The organism is Micromonospora sp. NBC_01796 (assembly GCF_035917455.1).
In the GTDB taxonomy this organism is placed as follows: domain Bacteria; phylum Actinomycetota; class Actinomycetes; order Mycobacteriales; family Micromonosporaceae; genus Micromonospora_G.
Genome location: NZ_CP109078.1, coordinates 4,602,850 through 4,619,762 on the forward strand (window position 1 = coordinate 4,602,850; position 16,913 = coordinate 4,619,762).

18 protein-coding genes and 1 riboswitch are annotated in these 16,913 nt (G+C 72.3%); of the genes, 13 read left to right on the top strand and 5 right to left on the bottom strand.

What is annotated here, in order from left to right; all coding sequences use genetic code 11:
* The first annotated feature begins 194 nt into the window (after window positions 1–194).
* The 7 genes from OIE47_RS21270 to OIE47_RS21300 all read left to right on the top strand — a co-directional run bounded on the left by OIE47_RS21270 (window position 195) and on the right by OIE47_RS21300 (window position 8,047).
* Window positions 195–1,502: an HlyD family efflux transporter periplasmic adaptor subunit gene (locus OIE47_RS21270; RefSeq protein ID WP_326556293.1), complete on the top strand. Its 1,308-nt coding sequence runs from the start codon at window positions 195–197 to the stop codon at window positions 1,500–1,502.
* Window positions 1,503–1,592: 90 nt separating this feature from the next.
* Window positions 1,593–2,321 (top strand): response regulator transcription factor, encoded by a 729-nt coding sequence (locus OIE47_RS21275; protein ID WP_326556294.1) that lies wholly within the window; start codon window positions 1,593–1,595, stop codon window positions 2,319–2,321.
* Window positions 2,318–4,045: a sensor histidine kinase gene (locus OIE47_RS21280; protein ID WP_326556295.1), complete on the top strand. Its 1,728-nt coding sequence runs from the start codon at window positions 2,318–2,320 to the stop codon at window positions 4,043–4,045. The genes OIE47_RS21275 and OIE47_RS21280 overlap by 4 nt, the downstream gene beginning before the upstream one ends.
* 41 nt (window positions 4,046–4,086) lie before the next feature.
* Window positions 4,087–5,346, top strand: a complete 1,260-nt coding sequence (locus tag OIE47_RS21285; RefSeq protein WP_326556296.1) for an efflux RND transporter periplasmic adaptor subunit — start codon at window positions 4,087–4,089, stop codon at window positions 5,344–5,346.
* Window positions 5,343–6,116 carry an ABC transporter ATP-binding protein gene (locus tag OIE47_RS21290; RefSeq protein WP_326556297.1) on the top strand — a complete coding sequence of 258 codons (774 nt, stop codon included), beginning with the start codon at window positions 5,343–5,345 and terminating at the stop codon, window positions 6,114–6,116. Before OIE47_RS21285 ends, OIE47_RS21290 begins: the two co-directional genes overlap by 4 nt.
* On the top strand, window positions 6,113–7,372 hold the full coding sequence (locus OIE47_RS21295) for an ABC transporter permease (RefSeq protein WP_326556298.1): 1,260 nt from the start codon (window positions 6,113–6,115) through the stop codon (window positions 7,370–7,372). The genes OIE47_RS21290 and OIE47_RS21295 overlap by 4 nt, the downstream gene beginning before the upstream one ends.
* Before the next feature lie 27 nt (window positions 7,373–7,399).
* A complete protein-coding gene (locus OIE47_RS21300) occupies window positions 7,400–8,047 on the top strand; it encodes a hypothetical protein (RefSeq protein ID WP_326556299.1) in 648 nt (215 codons plus the stop codon).
* Here the strand turns inward: OIE47_RS21300 and OIE47_RS21305 are convergent.
* The 4 genes from OIE47_RS21305 to OIE47_RS21320 all read right to left on the bottom strand — a co-directional run bounded on the left by OIE47_RS21305 (window position 7,949) and on the right by OIE47_RS21320 (window position 11,770).
* Entirely contained in the window at window positions 7,949–8,665 is a 717-nt protein-coding gene (locus OIE47_RS21305) for a GNAT family N-acetyltransferase (protein WP_326556300.1), read from the bottom strand. The two genes, OIE47_RS21300 and OIE47_RS21305, sit on opposite strands and share 99 nt — an antisense overlap.
* Window positions 8,666–8,777: 112 nt before the next feature.
* Window positions 8,778–9,578 (bottom strand): energy-coupling factor transporter transmembrane component T family protein, encoded by an 801-nt coding sequence (locus OIE47_RS21310; protein WP_326556301.1) that lies wholly within the window; start codon window positions 9,576–9,578, stop codon window positions 8,778–8,780.
* A 37-nt stretch (window positions 9,579–9,615) separates the two neighbouring features.
* Window positions 9,616–11,085 (bottom strand): ABC transporter ATP-binding protein, encoded by a 1,470-nt coding sequence (locus OIE47_RS21315; protein WP_326556302.1) that lies wholly within the window; start codon window positions 11,083–11,085, stop codon window positions 9,616–9,618.
* Window positions 11,086–11,197: 112 nt separating this feature from the next.
* Window positions 11,198–11,770: an ECF transporter S component gene (locus tag OIE47_RS21320; protein ID WP_326556303.1), complete on the bottom strand. Its 573-nt coding sequence runs from the start codon at window positions 11,768–11,770 to the stop codon at window positions 11,198–11,200.
* A 79-nt stretch (window positions 11,771–11,849) separates the two neighbouring features.
* Window positions 11,850–11,956: riboswitch (TPP riboswitch) on the bottom strand.
* Between the two features lie 317 nt (window positions 11,957–12,273).
* On the opposite strand from OIE47_RS21320, the gene OIE47_RS21325 reads away from it, so the two are divergent.
* The 3 genes from OIE47_RS21325 (at window position 12,274) to OIE47_RS21335 (ending at window position 14,607) form a co-directional block, all read left to right on the top strand.
* On the top strand, window positions 12,274–13,230 hold the full coding sequence (locus OIE47_RS21325; RefSeq protein ID WP_326563189.1) for a permease: 957 nt from the start codon (window positions 12,274–12,276) through the stop codon (window positions 13,228–13,230).
* Complete coding sequence (locus OIE47_RS21330) at window positions 13,230–13,994, top strand: TIGR03943 family putative permease subunit (RefSeq protein WP_326556304.1); 765 nt, start codon at window positions 13,230–13,232, stop codon at window positions 13,992–13,994. The genes OIE47_RS21325 and OIE47_RS21330 overlap by 1 nt, the downstream gene beginning before the upstream one ends.
* Before the next feature lie 112 nt (window positions 13,995–14,106).
* Entirely contained in the window at window positions 14,107–14,607 is a 501-nt protein-coding gene (locus OIE47_RS21335) for a VOC family protein (RefSeq protein WP_326556305.1), read from the top strand.
* A 17-nt stretch (window positions 14,608–14,624) separates the two neighbouring features.
* Here OIE47_RS21335 and OIE47_RS21340 read toward each other — a convergent pair whose 3' ends face one another.
* A complete protein-coding gene (locus tag OIE47_RS21340) occupies window positions 14,625–15,155 on the bottom strand; it encodes a GNAT family N-acetyltransferase (protein WP_326556306.1) in 531 nt (176 codons plus the stop codon).
* A gap of 81 nt (window positions 15,156–15,236) precedes the next feature.
* Here OIE47_RS21340 and OIE47_RS21345 point away from each other — a divergent pair, with 81 nt between their 5' ends.
* From OIE47_RS21345 to OIE47_RS21355, 3 genes are all read left to right on the top strand, one after another.
* Window positions 15,237–15,857, top strand: a complete 621-nt coding sequence (locus OIE47_RS21345; RefSeq protein WP_326556307.1) for a TetR/AcrR family transcriptional regulator — start codon at window positions 15,237–15,239, stop codon at window positions 15,855–15,857.
* A 93-nt stretch (window positions 15,858–15,950) separates the two neighbouring features.
* Window positions 15,951–16,295: a sigma-70 family RNA polymerase sigma factor gene (locus tag OIE47_RS21350; protein ID WP_326556308.1), complete on the top strand. Its 345-nt coding sequence runs from the start codon at window positions 15,951–15,953 to the stop codon at window positions 16,293–16,295.
* A gap of 105 nt (window positions 16,296–16,400) precedes the next feature.
* The gene (locus OIE47_RS21355) at window positions 16,401–16,805 is read left to right on the top strand and encodes a hypothetical protein (protein ID WP_326556309.1); all 405 of its coding nucleotides are present in this window, start codon (window positions 16,401–16,403) and stop codon (window positions 16,803–16,805) included.
* Window positions 16,806–16,913: the final 108 nt, after the last annotated feature.

Sequence of the window (16,913 nt, forward strand, 5' to 3'; positions counted from 1 at the left end):
CCCGGGGCGCGTCCACAGACAACCGGCACCACCTCCGGACCAGATAGGACCAAGCTCGACGCCGGCTGGGAATCGCGCCGCGCGAACCGTCGGTTCCTGCCTCCCGGCCCGGGAGCGGTCGCTCCGGGGACTCTCAGGCAATTCCGAGGTACGGCCGAGTCAGCCCCGAGCCGGGGCGACGACACTCGCCGGTCATGGGGATCGGCCTGAGTGCGTCGGGGCGTGCCGGACGCGGCCGGCGGGTGTGGTGGCTTTCCGGTGTCGTGGCCGTCGTGCTCGTACTGTCCGGCTCGGTGGCGGCGTACGCGTTGACCGGCGACGACAGCGAGCCGTCCCGCCCGGCGGCGACCGCCCGGGTGGACCGGGGCGACGTCACGCTCGCCATCGCCACCACCGGGGCGCTGCGACCGGCACAGACCCGCAGTCTCGGCTTCACCGGCGCCGGTACGGTCACCGAGGTCAAGGTGCGCGCGGGTGACCAGGTGACCGCCGGCCAGTTGCTCGCCCGGACCGATCCCGCCGCCGCCCAACAGCGCGTCGACTCCGCCCGGGACGCGCTCACCGAGGCACGGACCGCGCTCGACGCCGCCGAGCAGAGACAGGCCACCCCACCCACCACCTGCGGCCCCGCGACCGGCAACGGCGGCACGGGCAACGGCGGCACGGGCGGCGGCGCGGGGGAGCCGACGCCGAGCGGGTCCGCCACACCCACCACCTCCACCCGTCCCGGCTCGCCGACGCCGAGCCCGGCCGCCCCGTCGGGACGGGTGTCGGCGCCGACCGGGACCGGGCAGAGCGCGGGCCAGCCCTCGGGCGGCGCGCGGGACTGCACCGGCCGGAGCGGTTCCGCGTCGACGGGCGGCCCGGACCCCGTACTCCGGGCACAGCAGCAGGTGACCAACGCCCAACTGAACCTGGACACCGCCTCGGACGCGCTGGCCGGCACCAGCATCACCGCACCGATCGCCGGCAAGGTCCTCTCCGTCGCCGGTGGCGTCGGCGCGGTGGTCGGCGGCGGCACCACCTTCATCACCCTGGGCGACGTGGCCGGGATGGAGGTCGGGACGAGTTTCCCCGAGGCGGACGCCGGGCGGCTGGCCGTCGGTCTGGCCGCCACCGTGACCCTGGCGAACCGGCCCGGTGAGGAGTTCCCGGCCAGGGTGACCCAGGTCGACCCGGTCGGCACCGCAGACGGGCAACTCGTCCGGTACGGCGCCCTGCTCAGCTTCGACCGGGTGCCCGCCGACGCGCTGGTCGGGCAGAGCGCGAACGCCCGGGTGACGATCGAGTCGGTGCCGGGGGTGCTGCGGGTGCCCGCCACAGCCGTCCACCTCACCGGGACCGACGGGACCGGCGGCGGGCCGGCGACCGGCGAGGTGCGGCTCCGGACCCCGGCCGGCGGCACGGAGACCCGCCGGGTGACGGTCGGCGTACGGGGTGACCAGTACGCCGAGATCACCGACGGCCTCGCCGAAGGGGACGAAGTCGTACTCGGCTGGTGATTCCCCAGCCCATCGTGACCCGGCTCCCAGGTCGCTCCCAGCGGGCTCGGCTAAAGATGACCCGGAGTTCGAGGGGGAGGAGGTCGACGGGTGCGCCCATCGGCAGGAGAGTCGGCCCGGCGGTCGACCAGGGTGCTCGTGGTGGACGACGAGCCGAACATCTGCGCGTTGCTGTCGGCGACCCTGCGGCTGATCGATTTCGAGGTCCGGATCGCGTACGGCGGGCACGAGGCGTTGACCGCCGCCGCCGAGTTCGAGCCGGACCTGGTCGTACTCGACGTGATGATGCCGGACCTGGACGGCTTCCAGGTGGCGCGACGGTTGCGTACGACGGCCGACGGCCGGGGCGTACCGGTGCTGTTCCTGACCGCGCGGGACGCGGTGGAGGACCGGATCTCCGGGCTGACCGTCGGCGCCGACGACTACGTCACCAAGCCGTTCAGCCTGGAGGAGGTCGTGCTGCGGATCCGGGCCATCCTGCGGCGCAGCCGGGTCGAACCCGAGTCGGGCGTGATCCACTACGCCGATCTGGAGCTGAACGAGGACGCGCACGAGGTACGCCGCGCCGGCCGGTTGGTGGACCTGTCGCCGACCGAGTTCAACCTGCTGCGGTACCTGATGGTCAACGCCGGTCGGGTGGTCAGCAAGGCGCAGATCCTGGACCGGGTCTGGAGTTACGACTTCGGCGGCGACGGCCGGATCGTCGAGTCGTACGTCTACTACCTGCGCAAGAAGATCGACCGGTGGGACCCGCCGCTGATCCAGACGGTACGGGGCGTGGGGTATGCGCTCCGGCTGCCTCGACCGGCCGGCGAATGACCGCCCGGCCCGGCCAGCCCGGCGCTCCCGCCCCTCCGGGTGGGACCGCCGTACCCGGCTGGCCGCCCCCGCCACCGCCCGACTGGACGGCGGCACCCCCGGTCGGGCGGTGGCGGCGGCGACTGGCCCGGGTACGCAGGTGGAGCCACTGGACCCTGCGCGCACGGCTGGTGGTGGTGATCGCCGTACTGACCGCGATCGCGTTGATCGTGGCGAACGCGGCCGGGCTGGTGCTGCTGCGGTCGTACCTCACCGACCGGGTGGACGAGCAGCTCGCCCGGTCGATCCGCCCGTACGTCGCGGGTATGGTCCCGGACTTCGGACCCGGAGCGGCCCGCGGCGGCCGACCCGCTCCCGCCGGTGGCCCCGGCCAGGCCGTGGTGATCTACGACCCGGGCGGGCGGGTGCTGGTCGCCGTCCTGTCCCACGACGAACTCTCCCCGCCCGACCTGACCGGCCTCACCGACCTGGCCGAGCGCGGTGAACCGTTCACGGTCGACTCGGCGGACTCGCACAGCACCTGGCGGGTGCTGGCCGCGCCGACCGCGAACGGCGGGCTGGCCGTGGTGGCCTCCTCGCTGCGCGACGTCGACGCCACCGCGGACGGCCTGCTGCTGATCGACGGGGCGGTGATGCTGCTGGTCCTGCTCGTGCTCGGCCTGGTCGCCGCCCTGGTGGTACGGATCGGGTTGCGCCCGCTGACCCGGATGGAACGCATCTCCAGCGAGATCACCGCCGGCAACCTGGCCCGGCGGGTGGAGGACGCCGACCCGCACACCGAGTCGGGACGGTTGGGCATCGCGCTCAACGTCATGCTCGACCGGATCGGCGCCGAGATGGCCGCCCGTACGGTCTCCGAGCAGCGGTTGCGGCAGTTCGTCGCGGACGCCTCGCACGAGTTGCGTACGCCCCTCACCTCGATCCGTGGTTTCGCCGAGCTGTACCGGCGCGGCGGGGCGCCACCCGGACCGGTGCTGGACGAGACCATGGGCCGGATCGAGAACGAGGCGGCCCGGATGGGGCTCCTGGTCGAGGACCTCCTGCAACTGGCCCGCATGGACCTGAGGCGGCCGATGCGACGGGCACCGGTGGACCTGTTGGCGATCGCCGCCGACACCATCCGGGACGCACATGCCCGCCGCCCCGACCGCCCGGTCCGGCTGGTCCCGCTCGGCGGTGGTCCGGCGCCGATGCCCGGCGGCGGCCCCGATCCGTCCGGCGGTGGGCTGGAGCCGGTGACCGTGCTCGGCGACGAGCACCAGTTGCGCCAGGTGGCGGCGAACCTGGTCACGAACGCGTTGCAACACACCCCGTCGACCGCCGAGATCACCGTCCGGGTCGGCCGCTGGTCCGCCCCCGCCGATCCGGCCCTGCCCGGCGCCGGCACCGAGTACGCCGTGCTGGAGGTCGCCGACACCGGTCCGGGTGTGCCGCCCGAGCACGCCGGACGGATCTTCGAGCGGCTCTACCGGGTCGACCAGAGCCGTACCCGTACTCCCGGTGTCGGTTCCGGGTTGGGGCTGGCCATCGTGGCCGCGATCGTCCAGGCCCACGGCGGCCGGGTCGACCTGGTCGGCGCGACCGGTGCCGGCGCGACCTTCCGGGTGGTGTTGCCGACCATGATGGACCCCGCCCCGGTCGACCCCGTCGAACCGGACACCACCACTCGCGACGGTGCCCCGCCGTCCGAGCACGCCGGTGGTTCCCAGCTTGCTCCGAGCTGACGCCGGGGCTGTTCCGAGCCGGACGATCCAGGCTGGCCCGCATGCCGGTGCGACGTCTGGTCTCGCTACGCCGCCCGTCGGTGCTCGTCAACGCCGTACTCGGCCTGGCGATCATCGGCGGCGGCGTCTGGAGCTACACCTCCTTCGTCAAGCCCGAGTCGAGTTCGGCGGCGACCGGTGGTGCCACCCGTACGATCCCGGTCGGGCAGGGCACGGTGACCGCCACCGTGTCGGCGGCCGGTACGTTGCGCAGCGCCGCCACCGCGAGCGCCACCTTCACCACCGGCGGTACGGTCAGCGAGATCCGGGTCAAGGTCGGTGACCTGGTCACCCAGGGCACGGTCCTGGCCAAGGTGAACCCGACCGCCGCGAACCGGCAGCTCACCGCCGCGCAGGCCAATCTGGACGCGGCCAGGGCGGCCCTGGACCGCGCCGAGGCGGCCGGTACCGACACCACCGACGCCCGGACCCAGGTCACCACCGCCCAGTTGGCCGTCGACACCGCCCGGGACGCGGTCGACGGCACGACGCTGAAGGCGCCGATGGCCGGGACCGTGGTGGCCGTCAACGGCAGCGTCGGCAGCTCCACCGGCGGGTCCGGGTCCAGCTCGTCCGGTTCCGGGTCGAGCGGTTCGGGATCGTCGTCGGGGGGATCGTCGTCCGGCAGCGGCTCCTCCGGCGGTGGCTCGGCGTCCGGTGGCTCCGCGTCGGGTGGTTCGACCGGCGGGTTCATCCAGCTCGCCGACCTGGGCAAGCTGGAGGTGTCCGCCTCGGTCGCCGAGGCCGACGCGACCAAGCTCAAGGCCGGCCAGCCGGCCACCATCACCTGGAACGCGCTCGCCGGTGCGACGGCGACCGGCACTCTGTCCTCGATCGACCCGAACGCCACCACCAGCAACAACGTGGTCACCTACGGGGTGGTGTTCGGGGTGTCGCAGCTCCCGCCCGGCGCCCGCCCCGGCCAGACCGTCCAGGCGACGGTGACGGTCGGCCAGGTGGAGAACACCGTCTACGTCAACTCGGCGGCGCTCACCACCGTCGGCAACCGGCACACCGTCACGGTGCTGGAGAACGGGCAGCCGGTGACCCGTCCGGTCGAGGTCGGGCTGACCGGCGACCAGACCGTACAGGTGACGTCCGGGTTGCAGGTCGGTGAGCTGGTCGTACTCCGGACCACCGGCACCGGGACGACCGGAACCACCGGTGGCGGCCGACCGGGCGGCGGGCTCACCGGTGGTGGCGGTTTTCCCGGCGGCGGGGGCTTCCCACGGGGTGCCGGGGCTGCGGGAGGCGGGCGATGACCGCGCCGGACCGCGCGGTGCTCGACGTCCGCCGGCTGACCAAGCGGTACGGCGAGGGCGAGGCGACCGTGCACGCCCTGCGCGGGGTGTCGCTGGTCGTCGGTGCGGGGGACTACCTGGCCATCATGGGCTCGTCGGGTTCGGGCAAGTCGACGCTGATGAACATCCTCGGCTGTCTGGACGTCCCCACCACCGGGCAGTACCTGCTGGACGGGGTGGACGTGAGCCGACTCAACGACCGGCAGCTCGCCCTGGTCCGCAACCGGCGGATCGGCTTCGTCTTCCAGGCGTTCAACCTGATCGCCCGTACCAGCGCGGTCGCCAACGTGGAACTGCCGCTCGCGTACGCCGGGGTCAGGGCGAACGAGCGGCGCCGGCGGGCGCTGGCCGCGCTGGACCTGGTGGGGCTGGCTGACCGGGCCGGACACGAGCCGAACCAGCTCTCCGGCGGTCAGCAGCAGCGGGTCGCGGTGGCTCGTGCACTGGTCACCGAACCGGCGCTGATCCTGGCCGACGAGCCGACCGGCAACCTGGACAGCCGGTCGACGGCGGACGTACTGGCCATCTTCGACCGGTTGAACGCGGCCGGTCGGACCATCGTGATGATCACGCACGAGCCGGAGGTGGGCGACCGGGCCAAGCGCCTGATCCGGCTCTTCGACGGGGAGATTGCCAGCGACCAGCGCCAGGACGGTCCGGGCGACGATACCGGTGCCGGCGTTGACGACGGGTCGGAGCGGGCGACCGTACGGCTGGAGCGGATCGGATGAGCTTCTTCGAGATCCTGCGGTTCGCCGTACGCGGGATCACCGTGAACAAGCTCCGCTCGGCGCTGACCATGCTCGGCGTACTGATCGGGGTCGGCGCGGTGATCCTGCTCGTCGCGGTCGGCAACGGCTCGGCGAAGCAGATCACCGACCGGATCGCCGCGCTGGGCAGCAACACCCTCACCGTGCAGAGCACCGCGCGGGGCGGCAGCAGCAGCGACGCGATCACCGTACCGACCGCGTTGGCGCTGAAGGACCCGGTACTGGCGCCGGACGCGCGCTCGGTCTCCCCGGTGGTGAACGCCTCGGCGACCATCACCTACCAGGGCGCCGACCACCAGGTGTCGCAGTTCGTCGGCACGTACCCGAGTTATCTCGGTGCGTCGAACACCTCGGTTGCGACCGGTGCCGCGTTCAGCGACTCGGACCTCGCCCAGGGCCGGCGGGTGGTCCTGATCGGACAGACCGTCGCGGCCGAGCTGTTTCCCGGTACGGACCCCCTCGGCGCGCAGGTGACCGTCGGCGGTGCGCTCTACACGGTGGTCGGCGTACTGGCGGAGAAGGGTTCCGCCACCGGTTTCCAGGACGCCAACGACGTGGCGATCGCGCCGCTGACCGCGGTCCAGCAGACGTTGACCGGTTACGGCGCGGTCAACTCGGTGCTCGTCGAGGCCACCGGACCGGACCGGGTGGACGACGCCCAGGCACAGATCGCCACCATCCTCGACCAGCGACTCAAGGTCGCACCGGCGGCGAGTGGGGCGGTCGCGGGTGGGGCGGTCGCTCGGGGTGGTGCCGCCGCCGGGCGGGCGCAGGGTACGCCGTACCGGATCCAGAACGCGGCCCAGTTGCTCCAGACCCAGACCGAGACCGCGGACACCTTCACCGTACTGCTCGGTGCGGTGGCCGGGATCAGCCTGCTCGTCGGCGGTATCGGCATCACCAACATCATGCTGGTCACGGTGACCGAGCGGACCCGCGAGATCGGCATCCGCAAGGCCCTCGGTGCGCCCCGCCGGGTGATCCTCACCCAGTTCCTCGCCGAGGCGACCATGCTCAGCCTGGTTGGCGGGGGACTGGGGGTGCTGGCGGCACTGGCCGGCAGCCATTTCACCATCGTCGGCGTCAAGCCGGTGGTCGTACCCAGCTCGATCGCCCTGGCGCTGGGCGTATCGGTCGCGATCGGGCTCTTCTTCGGCAGCGTGCCGGCCAGCCGGGCGGCCGGTCTGCGGCCCATCGACGCCCTCCGCTACGAGTGAGCCACGAGTGATTCCGGGGAAGCAGCGATGAGCAGAGCAGTGCGATGGGGTCGCCGTTCGCCGGGTGCGCCCGGAGTCCACCGGGACGACGCGGCGGACGCCCCGACCGTCGTCGGCCCGCCCCTCGTGGTCGCCGATACGCCCACCCCGCCGATCGGGGCGGGCCACGACGATGACGGGGACCTCGCCGTCGAGTTGGCGGCCGTGGCGGGTCACCGCTGGTGGAACCGGGCAACCCTCTACCTCGGGGCGGCGGTGCTGCTGATCGGCGGTTTCCTCGGCGGGGTGCAGGTGCAGAAGTCGTACGGCGATCCGCCCGGCACCGGTCCCGCAGCCGCCACCGGTCGGGGTGCCCAGCGCGGCGCCGGTGGTTTCGCCGGCTTCCCCGGCGGCGCCGGCCGCCCGGGCGGCACCGCCACCGGCGGCGTCCCCGACGCCGACGGCGGTACGGCACAGACCACCACCGGCACGGTGAAGCTGGTCGACGGCACCACCGTGTACGTCCAGACCGCCGACGGCACCGTGATCACGGTCCGGACCGGCACCGACACCGCCGTGGCGGTCGCCAGGGCCGGTTCACTCAAGGACCTCAAGGCCGGTGACACGGTCACCGTCGACGGACCCAACTCCGCCGGTACGGTCACCGCCACGAAGGTCACCGCCCAGTCGAAGTGACCGGTTGTCCGAGGATGGTGCGGAGCCGCTCGAGCCCGTAACCCCCGCGCCGCCGATGGGTCGGGCGGCATGGCGGAGGTGCAGGTGACCGTCGTTGGGGAAGGGCGGCCGGGCCGCCATCACCTGTTCGAATGCGTACCCGGCCTTCTCCGCCACCCGGCACGAGGCGACATTGTCCACCTGGTGGAGCAGGTCAAGACGGGTCAGTCCGTCCGGGGCGAAGGTGTCGAAGGCCCAGCGGGTCAGTGCCTCCAGGGCCACCGGGGCGATGCCCCGACCACGGGCGTACGCCGCCGTCCAGTAGCCGACCTCGGCGGAGCCGTTTGTCGGGTCGACCGCCTTGAGCGCCACGTTGCCCAGCAACCTGCCCCCGTTGTCGTCGCCCACCAGGTCCTCCAGGACGGCGAAGCTGTGCCGCTGGCGGCTGCGCCAACCGTCACCCTGTACGGCCAGCCAGCGCACCGCGTCCTCGGCGTCCGCCACCGGGGACCGGGTCCACCGGCGCAGGACCGGATCACGGTACGCCTCGATCAACGCCTCGGCGTCGGTGTCCAGCCAGGGCCGGAGCAGGAGGGCGGGCGTGGACGATGTGGCATCCACCCGCAGGACATGGGTCATCAGAGTCCTCCCCGTTACGGCGTTACCGGCGGGCCGGTGCTGAGCGTTACCGGCCGGCGGTGCTGAGCTTTACCGGCTGGCGGTGCTGAGCGTTACCGGCTGGCGGTGATGATCAGCCGAGCAAGGGTTGGAACGTACCGAGCAGGATGCTGACCGTCAGCGCCGCCCCGGCCAGCACGGCGGCACCGGCCACCAGCGCGGTGTCGGCGACGGTGAACCGCTGCCGCCGGGCGACCGTACGCGGGGTGCCGCCGTCGAACCCTCGGGCGTCCATCGCGGTGGCGAGCCGGGTGCCGCGCCGGATCGCCCCGACGAGCAGGGCGAACGCGGTGGCGCCGAAGAGGCGCAGCCGGGCGATCGGGTTACGTCCGGCGTCCACGCCCCGGGCCCGCCGGGCCATGCCCAGCAGTTGCCACTCGGTGGCGAGCAGGGGCAGCATCCGGAACGCGGCCAGCGCGCCGAGCGCGAACCGGGATGACACCCTCGCGTTCTGGATCAGCGCGTCGGCCAGGTCGGTCGGGTCGGTGGTGGCGAAGACCAGCACGCCGGGCAGCGCCACCGCGAGCACCCGCAGGACCAGACCCAGGGCGGAGGTGAGCACACCGGTGGTGACCGTGATCGGGCCGGCGTCGAGCAGCACCGCCCCGGTACGGTCGGCGGCGAACAGCACCATGGTGAGCACGATGCCCAGCGAACCGATCAGCAGTGGCCAGGCCCGGCGGGCCAGGGTGCCGTAGCCGAGGCCGAACAGGGGCAGCACGGCCAGCTCGATGGCGATCGCGACGGCGGGCGCGACCGGGTCGATCGTGGCGACCAGGGTGAACGAGAACACCAGCGCGGCGGCGAGCTTCGCCACCGGATTGCGCCGAGCCAGCGGCGCCGTCGCCCTCCCCACCGGCCCAGTGCTGATCACGCCGCGACTCCCCGGTTCACGCGGGCTTCTACCCGGTTCACGCCGCGACTCCCCGGTTCACGCCGTCGGAGATCGGGTCGGGCGCGGGGTCGTCCCGGCGGGAGAGGGTCACGGTCCGGTCGGCGATCGCGGTGACGAAATCGGCGTCGTGGGTGACGGTGACCATGCCGTGCCCGGCGTCGCGCAGGTCGGCGAGCAGGTCGACCAGCTCGATCCAGGTACGCCGGTCCTGGCCGAAGGTCGGCTCGTCGAGTACGAGCAGCCGGGGCGCGGTGGCCAGGGCGGTCGCCACGCTCAGCCGCCGCGCCTCACCACCGGAGAGGGTGTACGGGTTCGCCCCGGCGAGCCGGTCCAGCCGGAGCCGGACGAGCAGATCGTCCACTGTGGAGCGTACGACGGGTTCCGGGAGGCCGGTCCGGCGTGGCCCGAGGGCCAGTTCGTCGAAGACCGTACCGGCGAGGAACTGGTGTTCGGGGTCCTGGAAGACCGAGCCGATCCGGCGTACCAGGGACTTGGCCCGCCAGCGGTGCGGTGGCGTACCGGCGTCGGTTCCGGCCAGGGCGGAAGTGGCCTCCAGTCGACCGGTGCCCGGTTTCATCAGCCCGCCGAGTTGCAGGGCCAGGGTGGTCTTGCCGACCCCGTTGCGCCCGAGTACGGCAACCGCCTCGCCGGCCCGTACGGTCAGATCGGTCGGGGCCAGCCGGGGTGGTAGGCCGAGCCGGTCGGCGGTGAGCAACAGGTCGCCGGCGGCGGTGGTTGCCGGTCGGGCGCGCACCGACCGGCCGGGTACCCAGACCCCGGCGTCGGCGAGGGCGTCCCCGTGCGCGGCGAAGACCTCGTCCGGGCTGCCGTCGGCGCGGATGCCGCCGCCCGGCTCCAGGACCACTACCCGGTCGACCAGGGGGAGTGCCTCCGCGACCCGGTGTTCGACCAGGATCAGGGTGGTGTCGCGGTCCACTGCGGCGGCGATCGCCGCCCGGACCAGGGCGGCACCGGCCGGGTCGAGGTTGGCGGTGGGTTCGTCGAGCAGGAGCAGCCGGGGCCGGAGCGCGAGTACGCCGGCCAGGGCGAGCCGTTGCTGCTCGCCGCCGGAGAGGGCGGCGGTGGAGCGGTCCCGTCCGTAGGGGAAGCCGACCCGGTGCATCGCCTCGTCGACCCGGTTCCAGATTTCGCCGGCCGGCACGCCCCGGTTCTCCAGCCCGAACGCGACGTCGTCGCCGGCCCGTGCCATCACGAGCTGGCTCTCCGGGTCCTGGAACAGGATGCCGACCCGGTCCCGGACCGTACGCGGATCGGCCCCGTCGACCTCGATCAGCCCCGCCTGTTCACCGGAGTCCTCGGCGAGCAGCCCCGCGAGCGCGGCCAGCAACGTGCTCTTCCCCGCCCCCGAACCCCCCAGCAGCAACACCCGCTCCCCAACTCCAACCCGCAGATCAACCCCCCGTACCGCCCACCCCTTCCGCCCCGCATGCCTCCACCCGAACCCCCCAACAACCACCCCACCCACCCCACTCACCCCTTCCTCTAGTCGTTGATCATGAAGTTAGATACCTCAGAACAAGATCGAATCGTCGCTAACTTCATGATCAACGCGAAAGGGCCGGCGGGCCGGGTGGGGGTTAGATCGTGGGGCGGGTGCGGCCGGCGGGGAAGCGGTCTAGGGCGCCGGTGTTGGCTAGGGCTCGGGTTAGGGCGATGCTGCCTAGGCCGGCCACTACCAGGGAGCTTGCGGTGGTCAGGGCCAGGTAGGGGAGGCGGAAGCTGTCCCAGGCGGTGCCGGGGTACCAGACGAAGATGTCGTAGATGGCGGCGGCGAGACCGGCCAGGGCGGCGGCCAGCAGGGTCACCGGCAGCCGGTAGATCCGGTACGCGAACACGGCGAAGGCCAGCTCCGCGGCGGCGGCCTCGATCGGACCCTGGACCACCAGGGTCCAGCCCCAGCTCGTGCCCAGGGCCACCGAGACCAGGGCGGCCAGGGTCAGGGTGTAGAGGGCCGCACCCGGCTTGCGGATCACCAGTGCGCCGAGTACGGCCGGCACCAGCCACACCCCGTAGATCACGGCGCGACCGGGCAGTGGAATGGCGTCGGCCGGACCGTTCCAGAGCAGGCCCCAGGCCCAGAAGATGACGCCGAACGCCACCCCGAGGGTCGAGGCGATGACGATGTCGAGCGTCCGCCAGCGGTTGTTCATGATGTTGGCTCCCAGTTCTCGAACGTGAACCAGGAGAAGTCGCACGCCTCGGCCCGGCCTCGTGCCGGACTCCGGCGCGGCCGGAGCATGACCGAACTCCCTGCGCTGGCATTACCCAGATCAGGTTCGAGGGTCTGCGGATGTCATCCCGCACTCTCAGCGCTGTGCGCTCCCCTGTCGGATGTGAAGTTGTTTCGGCGACGCTAGCACCGACCGGTGATGCGGCACAGCGCCGTATCGATCGGGTGTGGTGGTGGACACCGGGGCTCGGGTTAGGGTGAGCTGCCCCGACCCGGCCGAGCGAGGAGAGCAGAGACGCCGTGACCGCCTCCGACCGCGCGACCGAACGCCGCGCCGGGCCGGGCGACGAGATCGACTGGACGATCCCGCCCACCACCGGCACCGTCGACCGCGCCGCGCCCGGTTCGACCACCGGTCAGGGCCGCGCCCACACCACCCCCGGCGGTACGCCCGCAGCAGGCGACCCATCACCCCGGCAACGGCTGTTCGGCGACCGGATCGGGTCGGTGGAGGTGCTCGCCGGGCTCCTCATCCTGCTGGTCGTCTTCCGTGGCCCGGTCGCCGACGCGATCTCCGGCCCACGACTGCAGACCTGGACCACGGTTTTCGTCTCGGTGATGGTGCAGGCGGTGCCGTTCCTCGTCTTCGGTGTGGTCCTCAGCGCGGTGATCGCGGTTTTTGTGCCCCGTACCTTCTGGGCGAAGGCGTTGCCGAAACATCCGGCGCTGGCCGTACCGGTGGCGAGCTGCGCGGGAGTGATCCTGCCCGGTTGCGAGTGTGGCGCGGTCCCGATCGCCGGGTCGCTGATCCGCCGGGGCGTCACCCCGGCCGCCGCGCTGGCGTTCCTGCTCGCCGCCCCGGCGATCAACCCGATAGTGCTCACCGCCACCGCGGTCGCCTTCCCGCAGAACCCGGAGATGGTGGTCGGCCGGGGCGTCGCCAGCCTGATCGTGGCGATGCTGATGGGTTGGCTCTGGCTGCGGCTGGGTCGGGCCGACTGGATCCGGCTGCCGCACCGCCCCGACCTGGACGGACTGTCGAAGGGGCGGGCGTTCTTCTCGGCCGTACGGCACGACGTGGTGCACGCGGGCGGCTTCCTGGTGCTCGGTGCGATGGCGGCGGCCTGTATCAACGTGCTGGTGCCGGAGCGTTGGTTGCAGACCCTGGCCGACAACCCGATCCTGTCGGTGCTGGCGCTGGCGGTCCTCGCGGTGCTGCTGTCGATCTGCTCGGAGGCGGACGCGTTCGTGGCCGCGTCGCTGTCCCAGTTCTCGCTCACCGCCAGGCTGACGTTCCTCGTCGTCGGGCCGATGGTCGACCTCAAGCTGATCTCGATGCAGGCCGGTGTCTTCGGGCGGCGGTTCGCGTTCCGGTTCGCCCCGGCGACGTTCGCGGTCGCCGTACTGGTGGCGGTGGGAGTGGGAGCGGTGGTGTTCTGATGAACCGACAGGCACAGGCGGTGGTGTTGCTGCTGCTCGGCGGGGCGGTGCTCAAGGCCAGCCTCACCGACATGTACCTGCGTTACGTCAAGGAGGGGCTGCAACCCTTCCTGATCGGGTCCGCGATCCTGCTGATCGCGGTGGCGGTGATGACCCTGGTCCACGACCTGCGCCCGGCCCGGCGTACGGCCGGGGCGGCGGTGGACAGGTCGGCCGAGGAGGACCACGACCACGGGCACGACCACGGGCACGGGGGTAAGGGCCACCACGAGCCGAGGGTCGGTTGGCTGCTCATCCTGCCCGTGCTCGGCCTGCTCCTGGTCGCCCCACCGGCCCTGGGCTCGTACGCGGCCGGTCAGGCCGGGACCGCCCTCGGCAGCCAACCGCTGTCGGACTATCCGCCGCTGCCCGAGGGTGACCCGGTCCGGATCGGGGTGCTCGACTACGCCTCCCGGGCCATCTTCGACAAGGGTGTCTCGCTCGGCGACCGGCGGGTGCAGCTCACCGGTTTCGTCGCCACCGGGGCCAACGGCGAACCGATCCTGGCCCGCATGATCCTGTCCTGCTGTGCTGCCGACGGTCGGCCGATCAAGCTCGGCCTGGCCGGCGACCCGCCGACCGGCCTGGCCCCGGACACCTGGGTCGACGTGGTCGGCCGCTACTCCGACCGGATCGCCAAGGACCCGGTCAACGACGAGGAGATCCCGTACCTCGAGGTGGAGTCGTGGCGCCAGGTCGACCCACCGAAGCAACCGTACGAGTGAAGCAAGGCCGGTCGGGGTGAGTTGCCCCGGTCGACGGTTAGTTCCCCGGCCAGTGGGCACTGCCATGGGATCGGCACGCGCGGGCGTGACCGGGACCGTGGAAGGGAACAGCATGCCAGCCACACCAGAGGGTTCGTTCGGCCTCGACACGGCCGCACACGTCGGGATCTCCGTCTCCGACCTCGACCGCTCGGTCGCCTTCTACCGGGCGTTGACCGGGTTGGAGCCGGCGGTCGACAACGAGAGCATGAAGGGTCAGGGCTTCGCGCACGCGCAGGGGCTGCCCGTGTCGAAGCTGCGCTACGCCACCTTCCACCTGAGCAATCTCGGCATCGACCTGATCGAGTTCGAGGACCCGGTCGGTGCTCCCGGCCAGTCCGCCGCCAACCGGCCGGGATCGATGCATCTCTGCTTCCAGGTGGACGACCTCCGATCGGTCCACACCCGGATGCGCGAGGCCGGGTACGACTTCCTCGGTGAGCCGTACACCTTCGCCGCCGACGAGGTGACCCCGCCGGACGCGGTCGGCACCCGGGTCGCGTACTTCAACGATCCGGACGGGACCAACCTCGAACTGATCGAGCCCAGGGGCGGGTTCGCCGGCCCGAGCTGACCGGGGACCACCGTGGGCTACGCCGCGGTCAGGGCCCAGATCTCGACGTCGTGGCGTACGCCGTTGTGCGGGAACGCCTGGCGGAGCACACCTTCGCGGGTCATGCCCAGCCGTCGGGCCGCCGCGATGCTGCGGTTGTTGTCGGGGACCGTACGCCATTCCACCCTGGTCAGACCGCGTACGCCGAGCGCCCAGTCGATCAGGTGCCGGGCGGCCAGGGTGACCAGCCCCCGGCCCTGCGCCTGCGGGGCGAGCCAGACCCCGATCTCGCAGACCCCGGCGCGGGGGTCGAAGACCCGGAACAGGACCCCGCCGACGAGCACGCCGTCGAGCCGGATGCCGAAGATCCGGCCCCCGTCGGCGGCCTGGGAGTCGGCGTAGCGCTGGAGGAACCGCCGGGCCGATTCGGTGTCGGTGATGGAGACGGCCCAGGGCAGCCACGGGGCCAGGTGCGCCCGGTGTTGTTCGACGTACCCGGCGAACTCGGCCGCCTGCCAGGGTTCGAGCGGTCGGAGTTCGGCGCCGGGGGCGAGGGGATGACCGAGCATGTGGGCTCCAGACTCAGAATGTACGTACCAAACGTTTGTTACGTACTATAGGGCGTTGGCCGTACCGGTGGGGAGGGCGCGATGCCCGCGAAGGGTGACCATGACGCGAGGCGGCGGGACGTCTCCGACGCGGTCTGGGGTGTGCTCGCCGAGCACGGTTTCGGTGGCCTGACCATGCGTGCCGTCGCCGCCCGGATGGGCGCCTCGACCGGCCTGGTCAGCCACTATTTTCCCAGCAAGAAGGCGTTGCTGCGGCACGCTCTGGACCTGGCCGAGGAACGCACCGCCGCCCGACCCCGGCAGGTCGCCACCGGGCCGGGGCTGGCGGCGCTGCGGGCCGCCCTGCTGGACGTGCTCCCGGTGACCCCCGAGTTGACGGCGGGGAGCCGGGCCTGGGTCAGTTTCTGGGACGCGGCACTGGCCGACCCGGCGCTCGGCGCCAGTCAGGCCGCCCGGTACGACCGTTGGCGGACCCGGCTGCGCACACACGTCGAAGCCGCCCGTGACCTCGGGGAACTGCCGGCCGCGACCGATCCGGACCAGGTGGTGGTGATCGCCGCCGCCTTCGCCCACGGGCTCGTCGTGCAGGCACTGTTCGACCAGGCGCAGTTCCCGCCCGCCCGGCAGGTCGACCTCCTCGACCGTTTCCTCGGCACCCTCGGGCACCCGGCGTCACCGGCCGACTCGCCCCCTAGCGGATAACGGCATGCGGGCAGGTTCCGGATTTTTCCGGGGTCGGCTCAACCTTTGGTGCCCGGTGCGAGTCGTGATGGGTGACCGACCGAGCGGAGGCCCATGTCGGAAGACGACGAGCAGTTCCGGGAGTTCGTCGACGCGCGTTATCTGGATCTGCTGCGCGTGGCGTACCACCTGACCGGGTCGGCGGAGGATGCCGAGGATCTCGTGCAGTCGGCGCTGGTGAAGGTGATGCGGCGCTGGCACCGGATCGACGAGCCGATGGCGTACCTGCGGCGAATGATGATCAACCAGCACATCAGTAGCTGGCGGCGGCACCGGGTGCACGAGGTGCTGACCGCGTTCCTGCCGGACCGGCCCGTACGCGACCTGACGGAGGCGGTGGCGGACCGGCACGCCCTGCACGAGGCGATGCGCGAGCTGGGCCCCGTACCCGTGCGGTGATCGTGCTGCGGTACGTGGCCGACCTGCCGGAGGCGGAGGTCGCGGCAACCCTGGGCTGTACCCCTGGGCGGAGGGAACCGATCTCTCGACGGGCGGGCGACGGTGGTGGCCGCCCCGGCGCAGGGTGGCGGCTGGCTGGGACGGCTGGACGTCGACCACGACCGACCGGCTCCGGACCGGGTGATCGGCACCGGGGTGCTGTTCGACTCGCGTACGGACCCGGCTGATCCGGGCGGTGTGCTCGCCGTACCGCTGGACGAGGAGGGGCGGGCGCTGCTGGTGGTGACCCCCGCCGCGGCCGTCACCGTACGGGTACTGCGCGACGGGCGGGAGGTGGTTCGGGGACAGGTCGTCTCCTCGGGCGCGGTGCTGGCGGTTCCGTACCCCGCTTCCATCGGACCGGTGGTGGAGGCGCTCGACGCGGCCGGTGTGGTGCTGGCGACCGGTACGCCCGCGACGTTCGGCAATGACCAGGGAGACCGTGAGGTGGATGCCTGGGACGAGGAGTGAGCCGCCGTCCCGGTCGTCCGTGACCCTCGGCGACGAGATTGCCGCCTCCATCGCCATCCACAAAGGACAAAATCAACTGGCACAACCATAGCAATAGCTGATGATCGA